Source organism: Rheinheimera baltica, from assembly GCF_030731985.1.
Classification (GTDB): domain Bacteria; phylum Pseudomonadota; class Gammaproteobacteria; order Enterobacterales; family Alteromonadaceae; genus Alishewanella; species Alishewanella baltica.
Genome location: NZ_JAPJDY010000009.1, coordinates 138,682 through 154,442, shown reverse-complemented (window position 1 = coordinate 154,442; position 15,761 = coordinate 138,682). Strand labels below are relative to the sequence as shown.

Genomic DNA, 15,761 nt, shown 5'->3' with positions numbered 1-15,761 from the left:
GTTTAAGTCTGGTTGCTTAATGCGGCCAGGCGCGTTTTTGTTTCTATCCACTGCCCCATAAACTTAGTACTGCGATAAGCATGATGGCGTAGCATTAAGCCGGTAAAGTTTCTCTGACGATGCATCTCTATCTGCTGAAGTGTCTGTATCAACTCATACCATATTCTTTGTTCATGCTGCTTTAGACTAAATTTGCTCTGTACAGTGTCAAAGCCATGCTTTTGAGCAAGTTGCCATAAGTCGACATGCTGGTACAACGTCACTGCTGCCTCAGCTAAAGCAATATCATCATTAGCAATGATACCGGCCCACTGGTTGTCTAATAACATACCTTCAGCACCAATATCCGTTGTAACACTGGGGGTACCGCAGCGCATGGCATCTAAGAGTTTGCCTTTTAACCCAGCACCAAAGGCTAACGGCGCCAAACAAACCCGGGCTTGCTGCAGTACACTAACCGCATCGTCAGCCCAACCTTTGATCAGAAAACCTTGCTTAGCATTATGCAATGCTGTGGCTTTGGGCGGCGGATAAGCACCATAAATATGTAATTCGGCTTGCGGTAACTGCTTACGGATCAGCGGCCAGATACTTTGCTGTAACCACAGCACAGACTGCCAGTTTGGCGCATGGCGAAAATTGCCTATCGCGACGAAATGCTGTCGCTGATTAAAGTCAGGTACATTTGATAACGAGGTGTTGTCCATTAAAAACGGGCAGTAACACAACTGGCTTGCTGGCACAGCATAGTGCTGCTGAAGTAGCTGCATCTCAAACTCAGATATAACCAAGGTAAGATCACAACGATAAATCGCTGCAACTTCACGCAGCGCTAACTCAGAATTTAGTGCTTGCGCGTTCACAGGATTGCCGCTTTTAAAGCACTGATGCCTCGCATCCCTAAGCGCATGACAGTCTTCCATGTCTAAGATGCGCATAGCGTCTGGACAAGCTTGCTCTACACGCCAGCCAAATTGTTCTTCCAACATAAAGCGGTCAAACATCACAGCCTGCGGAGCTTGCTCCGCTATCCAGTTATCGAAACTACTATCGTTCAAACTGATGCAGTGCTCCGCAACGCCAAGCTCAGCCAATGCAAATCGGTGCGGGCTAAGTTCTGCCGCACTGGCAAAAATTACCCGCCAATTTTTGGCCAGAAATAATTGAATTAAGCTAAGCATCCGATAGCCCGCAGCGGAAGACTTCGGCTCTGGCCAAACATAGCCAACGATAATCAACAATGGCGTCGTTGCAGACATGGCACCTCCAAATAAAGCATGCATTCTACCTGCAAAACTGCGCCAGCGACACCGATTGACGTGCTAACATGGCTAACTCGAAGAATTGGGACGTGTTATGACAACAACCTATTACTCTCCAATTGAAGAACGGTTCCACGCTATTACTCATGGTATTGGTGCCATTTTGGGCGTACTTGCCCTGATAGTAATGCTTAAACTGTCATTACAAACAGGTGACCACTGGCATCTGGCCAGCAGTGTTATTTATGGAACAAGCATTATTTTGCTCTATAGCAGCTCAACACTGTATCACTGCGTCCAACAAACCGACTTTAAACGCAAACTACGTCAACTTGATCACGCAGCGATTTTTGTACTTATTGCCGGCACCTACACCCCTTTCACACTGCTAAATTTGCGTGACAACTGGGGTTTACCCCTATTTGCATTAATTTGGACTGTGGCAATTGCAGGTGTCATTATTGAGCTTGCAACAGGATTAAAATACAAAAAATTATCCTTATCACTCTATCTCGGTATGGGTTGGTTGGTGGTGATTGCTATTCAACCCATGTTAAACAATGTTGAAACTGGCGGTTTGCTGCTATTGCTTGCTGGGGGGGTAATTTACTCGCTTGGCGTCATTTTTTATGCCTGGAAACGCTTATTTATGCATCATGTGATCTGGCATATCTTTGTTTTGGTTGGCAGCATCCTGCATTTTTTCGCGGTATATTATTTTGCGCTAAACATGTAAAAAAGGCCGGAAAATCCGGCCTTTTGGGTATTGCTAGTATTGGTACGTAAACGTCACACCACTAAACGCGGTATAACCACGTATGCCGACATGCCAAGTGCCTGCCTGCGGATTGTTAATCGTGCACACTTCATTATTACCATTTAGATAAGGCCGACAAGTATATGACGTTGTTGTTGGTTGACTGCCATAACGCATGTATAAATCAGCATCACCTGTGCCTCCTGAAATTTGGAAGGTCAAAGTTGATACGCCAGCCGGAATTTGATAACTGCCTCTTAACCACTGACCACTGGTACCCGACAAGTTAGGGAATGATGCGCCACCGCCTGGAGGTGTACCATCACCACCGCCATCACCCGAACCGTCACAGCCATTATTGGTTAAATAATCATGAGCAGCTTTCGCTTTAACAATACCCCAACCATAAGACGTGTCACGACCCGATGAACCACGGTCTTCTGCTGTCGCATTTAAGGCACTACGGATTTGTGCTGCTGAACATTGTGGATGATTACTCCATACCAGAGCGGCCACACCTGCAACATGAGGCGATGCCATTGAAGTACCGCTAATACTGTTATAACCACCATTGTTCCAGGTAGAACTTACACCAACACCTGGTCCGGCAATTTCAACCTGCGAGTTACGCTGTGAGAAACTGGCAAGAGCACCACTTGAGCTCACTGCTGCAACGGAAACAACCGCATCATAGGACGCAGGATATGATAAGCTGGTATTACCGCCATTACCTGCTGCCGCAACCAATAACATGCCGCTATTATAAAAACTGTTCATTGCTGCATTTTCAGTCTGGTTGGATGAACCACCACCCAGACTCATGTTGACCACTTTAGCGCCTGCATTCTGACAAGACTGAATACCATCAATCAGATCCGATGCGAAAGTCCAGTTACCTGAATCATTAAATATTTTTACAATGTGTACACCGGCCTGACCAGATCCAATCACACCGACAACACCACTGTTGTTGTCCAACGCTACCATCGTGCCCGCAACGTGGGTACCATGGCCGTTACCATCCGAATACCAGTTGCCATGACCCGAAAAAGCAAAACCGGTTACACCAGAGCTCTGCAAATCTTCATGGCCAGAAGTGTATCCAGTATCAATAACACACACTTTAGTATTACCAGCGCTGCTGTCACTCACCTGGTTCGCTTGCACCATGGTGATACCATAAGGGGTAGATTGTGCAAATGGAGTAATAACATCCATTAAGTAGCGCTTAGCATCAACTTCAACGTATTCAACGTTTGGATCACTTTGCAACATCTTAAGTTGTTTAGGTGAAAGTTTAGCGACTGACGCATTAACCGCGGAAAGATGTTTCAATGCGGAGACGTTGGCTTTTTGCAGCGTCTGCTGCGCACGCAGAGCTGAAAACTCGGCAACATTCGCTGCGGTGCCGTCAGTACTCATCAGCTCCTGTGCGGCTGGGTTTTTGAACTTAATAATGTAACGGTCAGACGTTTCTTCTAATAGCGCTGGCAAAGTAATTGCTTGTTCGGCGATATTTAGGCCTTCAGCGACGGCAACAGAGGTAAAGCTCAGGGTAAAACAGCTGGCAGACGCAAGTGCCAGTAAAGTAGTCATTTTGTTCATCATAGTGCCCTTGGTAGGTTTTATAAGGTCCATGTTGTACGTTTCGCATCCTGCTGCTCAAAACCTAACCAACTATCACCCAGACATCCATTACAAACACATTATAAATTCTTTACAAATGTATGAGATAAACCTTTTTCAGAAAATTAATATAACTATCAGAAACAAAATGATTTATTTAGGAACAAGTACGTCTATTACATGATCATCATTACGAGTGTTAACGAAAAACTAAGGTTTAGGACCATTACCTATGCGCTGCAATGTAAACCAAAAAATAGAACCTTGATCTTTAACTGAGTGAAAGCCGATATTGCCATAGTGATTTTCAATAATTTTTTTGCAGATAGCTAAACCTAAACCTGAACCTTCTTTTGCCCGGCTATCTGAACTGTCAGCTTGAGAGAACTTCTCAAATATTCGTTGTTGAAACATCTCGGGTATACCACTTCCACAGTCTTCAACTTCCAACTTAACGTTATGCTCAGTCGCACTTAATCTAACAACGACTGTCCCTTGCTTTGGCGAAAATTTAATGGCATTCGACGTCAGATTATCAATAACCTGCCGCAGTCGCAGTGCATCAGCATTAACGATAAATGTATCATCTCCATTAACTTTTAACGTAAGTTCTACGTCATAACGTTTTGCATAAGGTAACATCGCTTGAACCGCTTGCGACGCCAAGACAGCTAAATCTATGTGTGCAACATCTAACGTAAAATTCCCCGCCGCAAACTTTTGTAAATCGAGTAAGTCATTAATCAAATGGGCTAACCGCTCACTATTGGCTTGAGCAGTTTGCAACATACTTTGATAGGCAGGATGATCAGGCGTTAATACATTTTGCGCGATAAGACCTACTGCCCCTCGAATTGCTGTAAGCGGAGTCCGCAGCTCGTGGCTTACGGTAGCGATAAACTCATCTTTTAGTTTATCAAGCCGCTTTAATTCCAAATTCGTTTTCGCTTGCTCTTCCAAGCTTCGCTCTAACTGTTTGGTTCGCAGCGATAAAGTAATAGAGCTTTCCTCTAACGCACTTGTTCGCTCAGTAACTCGGGTTTCAAGTACGACTTGGGCCCGGGCTTTATCATCTACGGCTGACTGTAACAACCGGTTAATTTGCCTGATATGGCGCATGCGATAAAGATGTAGCAACCAAAGTATTAACGCAACGCATAACATTGCAGAGTAAATAACCCAGCGTTGCTGCCACCAGTGCGGTAAAACCTGTAACGTAGCGACAATTTCAGCAGCGCTAAACACACCATGGTTATTTGATACTTTAAGCCACAGGGGATAAGTGCCGACAGGTAAATTCGCGTAGAAAGCGCTATTATTGGTACCCGCCATAACCCAATCTTGATTAATTCCAGCCAGTTTGTATTGAAATTGATTCCGCTGCGGATCCTGATAGTCTAAGGCACTGAATTCAAAGCTCATGGTATGACTGTCAGGCGCAAGTCTGATTAACGGCCACGGCTTGCCATGCGGTTTTATTTGCACAATATGATGATCGATAACAAAAGATGATAATACTGGCTGAGGCACAGCGTTATTGCCAGTAAGCAGTGAGGGTTTAACTGAAATCAACCCCGCTATTGCACCAAAATAAAGTGTATCGTTTTCGGCAAACATCGCGTTGGTGTTTAGCTCCGAACTAACCAAACCATCATGGCTGGTGTAATGTAAGAACCGTTGCCCTGATGTTGGTCGGTATCCTAAACCTTTTGCGGTCATAACCCACAATTGTTTACCCTGTTGCAATACACCTAGAACATTATTAGAGGGTAAACCCTGTTTAGTTGTGATGAGCTGTTGCTCACCACTTATTTGGTTAACTACCACCAAACCTTCACGACTGCATATTACCAACAGCGCAGCATGCTCGCTAACGCATTGCACATTATTGTGTACTAGTTTTATTTTAGAGTCTGGTAAAGCACTAAACTGCTGCATCTCGCCAGTAGCCAGATTAATTTGGTATACGCCACTGTATCGGGTGGCAACCCACAGCTGGTTATTTTCACCAACAAAGAGTTGCTGTACAGCATTGCCGACCGATGTTTCAGATAATTGCGTCAGCCAATGCTGTACTGCATGCAGTTCTGGTTGCCAGGCAATAACACCCTCGCCCCACATACCTAAATACAACCTGCCTGAATCATCAATTTTTAAATCGCGAACATTCCGATTAGCAACACCGGCCAAGTCGAAAGGCTCACTTAGGTTTTTAATACCGGTATCCGGATGATAAAGTAGTAATCCGTTGTCGGTTGCCACATAAATTTGGTTAAGTGCACCTGCGACTACCGCATTTACACGACTGCCGACATTATATTGAGTAAATTGACCGTCATCTAACGTTATCTGATATAAGGTTTCTGCACCACCAAGCCACATTTGACCGTTATGTTTTAAAATTGCAGTAACTGAAAAGCCATCTTGTTGCGCTAAACTAGCAGATATACTACTAATGTCTGTAAAAGCGTTACTCGAAACAATATTCCGGTATAACCCTCCCTCCCGTGAGCCTAACCACAACACGCCAGAGCGATCCGTTAAAATGCTGCGAATATTAACGTGGCTCAGTGACTGAGTCACAAGTGGAGTTTCACCGTCTAAATTAATACGAAACAGGCCATTGTAGCTTCCAATCAGCAAGGTATTTTGGGCATCTCCACCGGTAATAACGTTTAGTACGGGCTCTGACAATCCTGCTGCCATCAGGGGTAAAGCGACAAACCGTTGCTGCTCTGTCTCGTAGCGGAATAAGCCTATACGACTTCCCACCCAAAGCTGATTGTTAATATTTTTTATTACTCTGATTTCATTGCTTCGGCTTAAATTGTCAGCACCGGGCACTAATTCAATAACGGGGCTAAGCCCCACATCGTCATGCCAGCGATGCAAACCAGCAGAGGTGCCAATCCAGATAGCGCCATCAGTTGTTTTTGTCAGGCTCCAAATTCTTTGGTCTGCCAGTACTGGATACAGTGGGTCACGACCTATATGACTGATACTATCATCTGTTTCAATCCGGCTTAAACCGGCAGTTGTTCCTACCCACACCCGCCCAGAATTATCTTTAAGCAACGCTTGAATCTGATTGCCAGCCAGTCCTTTTGCTTCAGTAAAACGCGACAGCTTTGACGTTTTAGCATCAAGTCGCGACAAGCCCATGCCCCAAGTACCGGCCCAAATAGCGTCATCATCATCGATTAAGACTACACCCACATCAGGTGTTTGATGGTTAACAAGTTCTTCATTAGTGAGCAGAGGAAACTCGACAAAACGATAGCCGTCATAGCGCAGCAAGCCTGAATTAGTAGAGCCCAGCCAAAGATAGCCGGTTTTATCCTGCTGCACGCTATAAATGGTTGCATTAGGTAAACCATCATCGACACCTAATCGACTAAAACGCTCTGCCCATGCCTTACTATGTGGCGTCAAAATCAACAAAGCAGACAAGGTAACGAAGAAAACTATCTTTATTATTTGATAAAGCAATACCACCTCTGTTATCGATAAACAGTATACATTTAAGGTAAAAAATAAGACTAAAAACACAAAAATAGCTGCCTAACGATAGCACAACATAAATGGCTTTACAGTGCTGATTTGATTAAATCTATAGTGCCACTTTCGCTTAGGCTTGCATTCTTTTAGAATCGTCGCCATAACCCGCTTTTATGCTTTTGCTTTCGGAGAAACACATGTCTGATGTTAAACACAGTCGCCTGCTTATTCTTGGTTCAGGTCCGGCTGGCTATACCGCTGCAGTTTATGCAGCACGCGCTAATTTGAATCCTGTTTTAATTACTGGCATGCAGCAAGGTGGGCAGTTGACGACCACCACTGAAGTAGAGAACTGGCCAGGCGACGCGCATGGCTTAACCGGCCCTGCGCTGATGGATCGTATGCGTGAGCATGCAGAAACGTTTAATACAGAAATCGTTTTTGACCATATCCATACAGTTGACCTATTGCAACGTCCTTTTACCCTAACAGGTGACAATGCCGTTTATACCTGCGACGCGTTAATTATTTGCACTGGCGCTTCAGCCAAATATTTAGGCTTACCATCAGAGCAAGCTTTTAGTGGCCGTGGTGTTTCTGCCTGTGCTACCTGTGATGGTTTTTTCTATAAAAATCAAAAAGTCGCCGTCGTGGGTGGTGGTAATACCGCGGTAGAAGAAGCACTTTACCTGTCAAACATTGCTGCAGAAGTGCATTTAGTTCATCGTCGCGACAGTTTTAAAGCAGAGAAAATTCTGGTTGACCGCTTAATGGCTAAAGTTAACAGCGGCAATATTATTCTACACACCCATCGTGAACTTGACGAAGTGCTGGGTGATGAGATGGGCGTTACCGGTGTAAGATTAAAATCAACCCAAGGTAAAGCTGATGAGCAGCTTGACTTGCAAGGTGTTTTTATTGCCATTGGTCACAAACCCAATACGGATATTTTTCAAGATCAGCTAGCAATGAAAGGCGGCTATTTAACTGTTCATAGTGGCAGCGAAGGCAATGCCACTCAAACTAGCATTGAAGGCGTGTTTGCCGCAGGCGACGTGTCAGACCATATTTATCGCCAAGCCATAACTTCTGCTGGCACTGGCTGTATGGCTGCGCTAGATGCCGAACGTTACCTGGACGCTTTGAACAAGTAATCCAGGACTATACGTGGCGATATATCTGCCAGAACTCTCAGCGCATGATGTCAGCTTTCCCAAGCTGGATCGTGCGCTAACAGAACCCGATGGATTGCTTGCCATGGGTGGCGATTTATCCCCACAACGGTTAATCAGTGCTTACTCTCAAGCTATATTCCCCTGGTTTAGTGAAGGTGACCCTATACTCTGGTGGAGTCCTTCTGTTCGTGCTGTATTCGCACCGGATACATTGCAGTTAAACCGGACGTTAAAAAAACAGATTAACCGTTACCAACTCAGATGCAGTATAAACTTTGCGTTTAATGACGTGATAAAGTGCTGCGCTGCACCTCGAGCTAAACAACCTGGTACTTGGATTTTGCCTGAGATGCAACACGCCTATCGCCAGCTACACAACTTAGGTTATGCTCACAGTATTGAAGTGTGGCAGCAAGATAAACTCGTCGGAGGATTATACGGCGTGTTGATTGGTAAGCTATTTTGCGGTGAATCTATGTTTAACCTGGTACCAAACATGGCGAAACTGGCATTAGTTGCTCTACAACATCAGCTACAACAATTGGGTGCTGGCTGGATAGACTGCCAAATGCCTAATCCATTTTTACAACAACAAGGCGCTCAAGCAATATCACGCAACGACTACGTTCGTTTATTGTATCAATATGGTCAGACCACTACTGCAGCAGATGATTGGCAACCACAGTATCTTGAATTGGTCGCCAATAATGCCTGAACTAAAATTTGGTCTCACTGCACCGTTACCCTGTAGCTATTTACCTAACGAAGATGAACAGCTGGTATTTTTGCTACCTGATCAACCGTTATCGCCAAAGCTATACCAACAGCTATTGGCACTTAATTTCCGGCGCAGTGGCGAGCAGGTATATACACCGCACTGCCCCGACTGCAGCGCTTGCCAGTCTGTAAGAATAAACCCTATCGACTTTTCACCCAGCCGCAGTCAACGCAGGTTGTTAAACAAAGCCCAACGCAATGAGTTGACACATAAATTTGTTGATAAACCCAGTGCCGACTATTTTCCGCTGTTTGCTGACTACATAACCTATAAACATGCCGATGGCAGTATGTTTCCACCCTCACGTGAGCAACTTAACACTATGCTTAACTGCTCATGGATGAAATTACATTTTCTGGAACAATACCGACAACAGCAGTTGGTTGCCGTGACCATTGTTGATACAACATCAGATGCGTATTCTGCGGTATACAGTTTTTTTCATCCATCGGTAAGCGCATTGTCACCGGGTATTTTGGCAGTACTCTATTTATTGCAGTGTGCGCAGCAAAATCAGAAACAGTGGCTGTATCTTGGATATCAAATTAATGAATGCCAAAAAATGGCTTATAAGGCTGTTTTTCGTCCACAACAGCGTTTTATTCAGGGACAATGGCATTCATTTGGTTAAAAAAGCGCTTGCTGCTTTACTTATGCCGATGATTTCGGCACAATCTGCGCAGTTTTTTTATGGTTCACCCAATTTTAAGAGGCAAGTACGCTGAATGGCGAAGGAAGACGTAATTGAAATGCAAGGTACCATTTTGGATACCCTGCCAAATACCATGTTCAAAGTTGAACTGGAAAACGGCCATGTCGTTATCGCTCATATTTCAGGTAAAATGCGTAAAAACTATATCCGTATTTTAACCGGCGATAAGGTAACCGTAGAGTTGACACCTTATGACTTAACTAAAGGTCGTATCGTGTTCCGTCAGCGTTAAGCTGGCTCCTTACTTTATATCCGCTAACACAAACCCGGCCATGGCCGGGTTTGTTGTTAATATCAGCTACCTCTGTAATATACTATTCAGTAAGTGCAGCCTCTTGTTCAGTTTGATATTCAAAGCTTAGTTTATCGTCAACCAGCCCTACCCTGACATCACCACCGTGCAATAAGCGGCCAAACAGTATTTCGTTGGCTAGCGGTTTTTTCAACTGTTCCTGAATAACCCGTGCCATCGGTCTGGCTCCCATAGAAGGGTCGTAGCCTTTATCTGCCAACCATTGTCTGGCTGCAGCGCTCAGTTCCAACGATACTTGCTTTCTATCCAGCTGCACTTGCAAATCACAAATAAACTTATCAACAATTTGCAATATAATATCCAGGGCCAAATGTTTAAACCAGATAATACCGTCCAGCCTGTTTCTAAATTCAGGGCTAAATGTACGGTTAATCTCAGCCAGGGCATCGTGGCTATTATCTTGCTGCTGAAAACCTATCGACTTACGCACAGTTTCTTGCACGCCCGCATTGGTTGTCATCACTAACACAACATTGCGAAAATCGATTTTTCGGCCATTGTTATCCGTTAAGGTGCCGTGATCCATTACCTGCAATAAAATATTGTAGATATCGCTATGCGCCTTCTCTATCTCGTCCAACAACACAACAGAATAAGGTTGCTTCGATACAGCATCCGTCAACAAACCGCCTTGCTCAAAACCCACATAGCCTGGTGGCGCACCAATTAACCGACTGATAGCATGCCTTTCCATATATTCAGACATGTCAAAACGTAACAGTTCAACCCCAAGCACTTTAGCCAGTTGCTTGGTCACTTCGGTCTTACCTACCCCAGTCGGGCCGGCGAACAAAAAATTACCTATAGGTTTTTCTTCACTACCTAGCCCAGAGCGCGACAGTCTAATAGCCGCTGTAAGCACCTCAATGGGCTCATCCTGGCCAAACACCACCATTTTAAGGTTGCGGTCCAGGTTCGCCAGCACATCCTTGTCAGACGCTGATACGGACTTCTCAGGGATACGCGCCATCTTAGCGATAACATGTTCTATTTCAGGAACATTAATTACTTTACGCCGTTTAGAGGATGGTAATAACCGCTGACTGGCACCAGCTTCGTCAATAACGTCAATCGCCTTGTCGGGTAAATGCCGCTCGTTTATGTATTTTGCCGACAATTCCGCCGCTGCACGAATCGCTTTTTGTGTATAGCGTACATTATGGTGCTGCTCGTACCGTTCTTTTAAACCAAATAAAATTCGAGTGGTATCTTCAATACTGGGTTCAACCACATCAATTTTTTGAAACCGCCGAACTAACGCCGTGTCTTTTTCAAAGATACTCTTAAATTCCTGATACGTAGTGGAGCCCATACAACGCAATCGCCCACTTGATAATAATGGCTTTATTAGATTGCTGGCATCCATCACACCACCCGATGCGGCACCGGCGCCAATGACAGTATGAATTTCATCAATAAATAAAATGGCGTCCTTTTCACGCTCAATCTCTTTTAGCAATGATTTCAAACGTTTTTCAAAATCGCCACGGTATTTAGTCCCTGCAAGCAAGGCGCCCATATCTAACGAATAAATTGTTGCATTGGCAATAACTTCAGGCACTTCGTTATGCACAATACGGTATGCCAGCCCTTCCGCAATAGCTGTTTTTCCAACGCCGGCCTCACCAACCAACAAGGGGTTATTTTTCTTCCGACGGCAAAGTACTTGTATTGCACGCTCGACTTCATGTTCCCGACCAATCAGCGGATCTATTTGGCCGTTTTTTGCCTGCACATTTAAGTTTGCCGTAAAATTTTCTAAATATTTACTATCATCCGCTGTCGCTTCAGCACCTTCTTCAGACGAATGCTCATCATGCTGTTCAAGTTTTTCGGTTTTGGTTACACCATGAGAAATAAAATTAACGACATCCAGGCGGCTAATATCAATTTTTTTCAATAAGTAAACCGCTTGCGACTCTTGTTCGCTGAAAATAGCCACCAGCACATTAGCACCGGTAACCTCTGTCTTACCGGATGACTGCACATGAAAAACCGCCCGTTGTAACACGCGCTGAAAGCCTAATGTAGGCTGTGTATCACGCTCGGTTTCACCATCGGGTAGGACCGGCGTAGTGGAATCGATAAAACTGGCCAGTTCTTGACGCAGTTTTTCAATGTTAGTGCCACAAGAACGCAAGGCGTCTCCTGCAGCAGGGTTATCTAGCAATGCGAGCAGTAAGTGCTCAACTGTCATATATTCATGACGGCGCTCACGCGCGAACCTGAAAGCCAAATTCAGAGTTAACTCAAGATCTTTATTTAACATACACCACTCCTAATCCACCTGAGTAACGACACCAGAATCATGCAAAGGCCTACCTTATGCGCGCTCCATGGTACAAAGCAACGGGTGTTGATGCTCTTTTGCGTATTGCATCACCTGCTGCACTTTTGTTTCCGCTATTTCTGCTGTAAAAACCCCACATTTACCTTTGCCCTCGTAATGTACTTTTAACATCACTTCGGTCGCCTGCTCATACTGCATGTTGAAAAACCGACTAAGAACATCAATGACAAAATCCATCGGTGTGTAATCATCATTATGCAGTAAAACTGTATACATTGGCGGAGGAGCCACTCGTTGCCGTGTTAACTCTTCCAATCCGCCTTGTTGTTCGTTGCCTTGATTAATGCCGCTCATAAACTATAGCCATGCCTGTGTATTCCATCAAAGGAGCTTTAAGTTAATTGTTAGTTAAATATTAGTTTAATTTTGCAAATAACTTGACTGTGTGCTCAAATTATCTACATTAGTTGTTGGGATTACAAACAATCCCACTGTCGATACTAGAATACAGAATTTAGCTAACTTAGAGAAGGAAGTAAGTTGTATGGCTACCGGTAAAGTAAAATGGTTCAATAATGCCAAAGGTTTTGGATTTATCCGCGAAGATGGCCGTGACGAGGATATCTTTGCCCATTATTCAACTATTAGCATGGACGGCTACCGCACGCTAAAAGCTGGACAAGACGTAGAGTTTGACTTGTCTGAGGGTCCTAAAGGCCTTCACGCTGTAAATATTAAAGTGCCCGGTGATCTGTCAGAGTAAACTATTTGTTTAGTGCTACGCACAACGACAAAAAAAGCAGGCTTAACGCCTGCTTTTACTTTATACATAAATACGGTTACGTGTTGGCCAATGCCTGATTAAAGGTATTGCTTGGACGCATTGCTTTAGCAATCAAAGCGGGATTTGGCCGGTAATAACCACCAATCTCCACTGCCTTGCCCTGAGCGCCATTCAGCTCTGCAACAATTGCAGCTTCATTTTGTTGTAATGTCGCCGCCAATTTAGCAAATCGAGCTTGTAGTTCTGCATCCGTACTTTGTGACGCTAACGCTTCAGCCCAGTACATGGCAAGATAAAAATGGCTGCCACGATTATCCAATTCACCCAGTTTACGTCTTGGTGATTTATCATTATCCAAAAACTTTGCCGTCGCAGTATCTAAAGCATCGGCCAGCACTTTGGCTTTTGCATTACCAGTTACCTGGCTAAGGTGCTCTAAAGAGGCGGCCAACGCTAAGAATTCACCAAGCGAATCCCAACGTAAGTAATCTTCTTCAATAAACTGTTCAACATGTTTAGGTGCTGAACCACCAGCGCCAGTCTCAAATAAACCGCCGCCATTCATCAAAGGCACAACAGACAACATTTTTGCGCTGGTGCCCAGCTCTAAAATGGGGAACAAGTCAGTTAAATAGTCACGTAACACGTTGCCGGTAACAGAGATAGTATCTAAACCTTCATTTATGCGCTTAAGTGATAAACGGGTCGCCTCAACAGGCGCCAGAATTTGTATATCAAGGCCGCTGGTGTCATGATCTTTCAGGTAAGTCTGCACTTTAGTTATTAGCTGCGCATCATGCGCGCGCGCGCTATCTAACCAAAACACAGCTGGTGTATTGCTTAACCGGGCACGATTTACTGCTAATTTAACCCAGTCACGTATTGGAGCATCTTTAACCTGACACATGCGCCAGATATCACCTTGCTCAACAGCGTGCTCAAATACTACATCACCTTTACTGTTAAGTACCTGAACTTTACCAGCAGCCGTCATTTCAAAGGTTTTGTCATGTGAACCGTATTCTTCGGCTTTTTGAGCCATCAAGCCTACATTGGGGACTGATCCCATGGTGCGCGGATCAAAGGCACCATTTTTCTTACAGAATTCGATAGTTTCTTGGTATACACCGGCATAGCAGCGATCAGGGATCATCGCTTTGGTATCTTTTAATTTACCATCAGGTCCCCACATCTTACCTGAGCTTCTTATCATTGCCGGCATTGACGCATCGATAATCACGTCGCTTGGCACATGCAGATTAGTAATCCCTTTGTCAGAGTTAACCATGGCCAATTCGGGTTGCGCGGCATAACACGCTTTAATGGCTGCAAGCACTTCATCCTGCTTTGCCTGTGGCAGCGTTGCTATTTTAACAAACATATCACCGGCGCCGTTATTTACATCCACACCCAGCTCTGTAAACAACGCGGCATATTTTTCAAACACAGGTTTAAAAAACACTGTCACAGCATGACCAAACATAATAGGGTCTGACACTTTCATCATGGTGGCTTTTAGATGCAACGACAACAGCACATCTTGCTGTTTTGCCGCAGCGATTTCCTGCTGGTAAAATTCGCGTAATGCACTATTACTCATCGTGGCGGCATCAATCACTTCACCGGCCAATACCGCTACTTTTTCTTTTAACACCACTACAGAGCCATCATGGCTCACGTGTTGAATTTTCAAGCTGTCAGCTGAAGCAAACGTAGTTGACTGCTCGCTGCCATAAAAATCACCCTGCTTCATATGTGCAACATGAGATTTAGTGTCTGATGCCCAGGCTCCCATGCTATGTGGATTTTTCTTGGCATATTGCTTTACTGATGCCGGCGCGCGACGATCAGAGTTACCTTCACGCAGTACCGGGTTTACTGCACTACCTTTAATCTTGTCATAACGCGATTTTACATCACGCTCTTGTTCGGTTTTCGGCTCCGATGGATACTCAGGCAAAGCATAACCCTGCTGCTGAAGCTCTTTTATCGCCGCTTTCAACTGTGGAATTGATGCGCTAATATTTGGCAACTTGATGATGTTCGCTTCTGGCTGATTAGCCAATTCACCCAGTTCGGCTAGCGCATCCGCAATACGCTGCTCAGGCGCTAAGAATTCGGAAAAGTTAGCAATAATACGACCAGACAAAGAGATATCACGCGTTTCAACCGAGATACCTGCCGCTGCAGAAAATGCCTGAACAATAGGCAATAACGAATAGGTAGCCAGCGCTGGCGCTTCATCTGTTTCAGTATAGATAATTTTTGCAATTTCTTTTGACATGTTAGTTCCTGTAATGTGTCTGCGATCAGCTGGCTTTTATACCAGTTCGCCACTTCATTCTGGCGATGTTGATGTTTTAAACGCATTTGTTGCAAAGCGGCGGTAGTATAGCAGCATGACATTCAATAAAATAGGCAGCTGCCCGCAGCGATACTGTGTGGCTGTTCAGCAGCATGAACACCAAAGCAAGCCCGGTGTTAACTATTACTGACAGCGTTATAATGAAACCCAATGCTATGAATATTAGAGACAAAACAACAGTGAAAACGGCTAAAACCCGAC

General features: G+C 44.6%; 12 protein-coding genes. 6 read left to right on the top strand and 6 right to left on the bottom strand.

The window, feature by feature from the left end; translation table 11 throughout:
• Positions 1-2: 2 nt before the first annotated feature.
• Positions 3-1,259, bottom strand: a complete 1,257-nt coding sequence (locus ORJ00_RS15635) for a glycosyltransferase (protein ID WP_306140302.1) — start codon at positions 1,257-1,259, stop codon at positions 3-5.
• Between the two features lie 97 nt (positions 1,260-1,356).
• On the opposite strand from ORJ00_RS15635, the gene trhA reads away from it, so the two are divergent.
• Positions 1,357-1,998: a PAQR family membrane homeostasis protein TrhA gene (gene trhA, locus ORJ00_RS15630; protein WP_306138355.1), complete on the top strand. Its 642-nt coding sequence runs from the start codon at positions 1,357-1,359 to the stop codon at positions 1,996-1,998.
• A gap of 33 nt (positions 1,999-2,031) precedes the next feature.
• Here trhA and ORJ00_RS15625 read toward each other — a convergent pair whose 3' ends face one another.
• Both ORJ00_RS15625 and ORJ00_RS15620 read right to left on the bottom strand, forming a co-directional pair.
• Entirely contained in the window at positions 2,032-3,657 is a 1,626-nt protein-coding gene (locus ORJ00_RS15625) for a S8 family serine peptidase (protein WP_240474933.1), read from the bottom strand.
• A gap of 198 nt (positions 3,658-3,855) precedes the next feature.
• Complete coding sequence (locus ORJ00_RS15620; RefSeq protein ID WP_306140301.1) at positions 3,856-7,134, bottom strand: sensor histidine kinase; 3,279 nt, start codon at positions 7,132-7,134, stop codon at positions 3,856-3,858.
• Between the two features lie 206 nt (positions 7,135-7,340).
• On the opposite strand from ORJ00_RS15620, the gene trxB reads away from it, so the two are divergent.
• The 4 genes from trxB (at position 7,341) to infA (ending at position 10,040) form a co-directional block, all read left to right on the top strand.
• Complete coding sequence (trxB, locus tag ORJ00_RS15615; protein ID WP_027672418.1) at positions 7,341-8,297, top strand: thioredoxin-disulfide reductase; 957 nt, start codon at positions 7,341-7,343, stop codon at positions 8,295-8,297.
• Between the two features lie 13 nt (positions 8,298-8,310).
• The gene (gene aat / locus ORJ00_RS15610; RefSeq protein WP_306125478.1) at positions 8,311-9,033 is read left to right on the top strand and encodes a leucyl/phenylalanyl-tRNA--protein transferase; all 723 of its coding nucleotides are present in this window, start codon (positions 8,311-8,313) and stop codon (positions 9,031-9,033) included.
• Complete coding sequence (locus ORJ00_RS15605; RefSeq protein ID WP_027672420.1) at positions 9,026-9,727, top strand: arginyltransferase; 702 nt, start codon at positions 9,026-9,028, stop codon at positions 9,725-9,727. The genes aat and ORJ00_RS15605 overlap by 8 nt, the downstream gene beginning before the upstream one ends.
• Positions 9,728-9,821: 94 nt before the next feature.
• Positions 9,822-10,040 carry a translation initiation factor IF-1 gene (infA, locus tag ORJ00_RS15600; protein ID WP_008610216.1) on the top strand — a complete coding sequence of 73 codons (219 nt, stop codon included), beginning with the start codon at positions 9,822-9,824 and terminating at the stop codon, positions 10,038-10,040.
• Positions 10,041-10,122: 82 nt separating this feature from the next.
• On the opposite strand, the gene clpA is transcribed toward infA, so the two are convergent.
• Positions 10,123-12,390: an ATP-dependent Clp protease ATP-binding subunit ClpA gene (gene clpA / locus ORJ00_RS15595; protein ID WP_027672421.1), complete on the bottom strand. Its 2,268-nt coding sequence runs from the start codon at positions 12,388-12,390 to the stop codon at positions 10,123-10,125.
• Positions 12,391-12,444: 54 nt separating this feature from the next.
• Entirely contained in the window at positions 12,445-12,765 is a 321-nt protein-coding gene (gene clpS / locus ORJ00_RS15590) for an ATP-dependent Clp protease adapter ClpS (protein WP_306140300.1), read from the bottom strand.
• A gap of 190 nt (positions 12,766-12,955) precedes the next feature.
• Here clpS and cspD point away from each other — a divergent pair, with 190 nt between their 5' ends.
• Entirely contained in the window at positions 12,956-13,174 is a 219-nt protein-coding gene (gene cspD, locus ORJ00_RS15585; RefSeq protein ID WP_027672423.1) for a cold shock domain-containing protein CspD, read from the top strand.
• Between the two features lie 76 nt (positions 13,175-13,250).
• Here cspD and ORJ00_RS15580 read toward each other — a convergent pair whose 3' ends face one another.
• The gene (locus ORJ00_RS15580) at positions 13,251-15,479 is read right to left on the bottom strand and encodes an NADP-dependent isocitrate dehydrogenase (protein WP_306140299.1); all 2,229 of its coding nucleotides are present in this window, start codon (positions 15,477-15,479) and stop codon (positions 13,251-13,253) included.
• Positions 15,480-15,761: the final 282 nt, after the last annotated feature.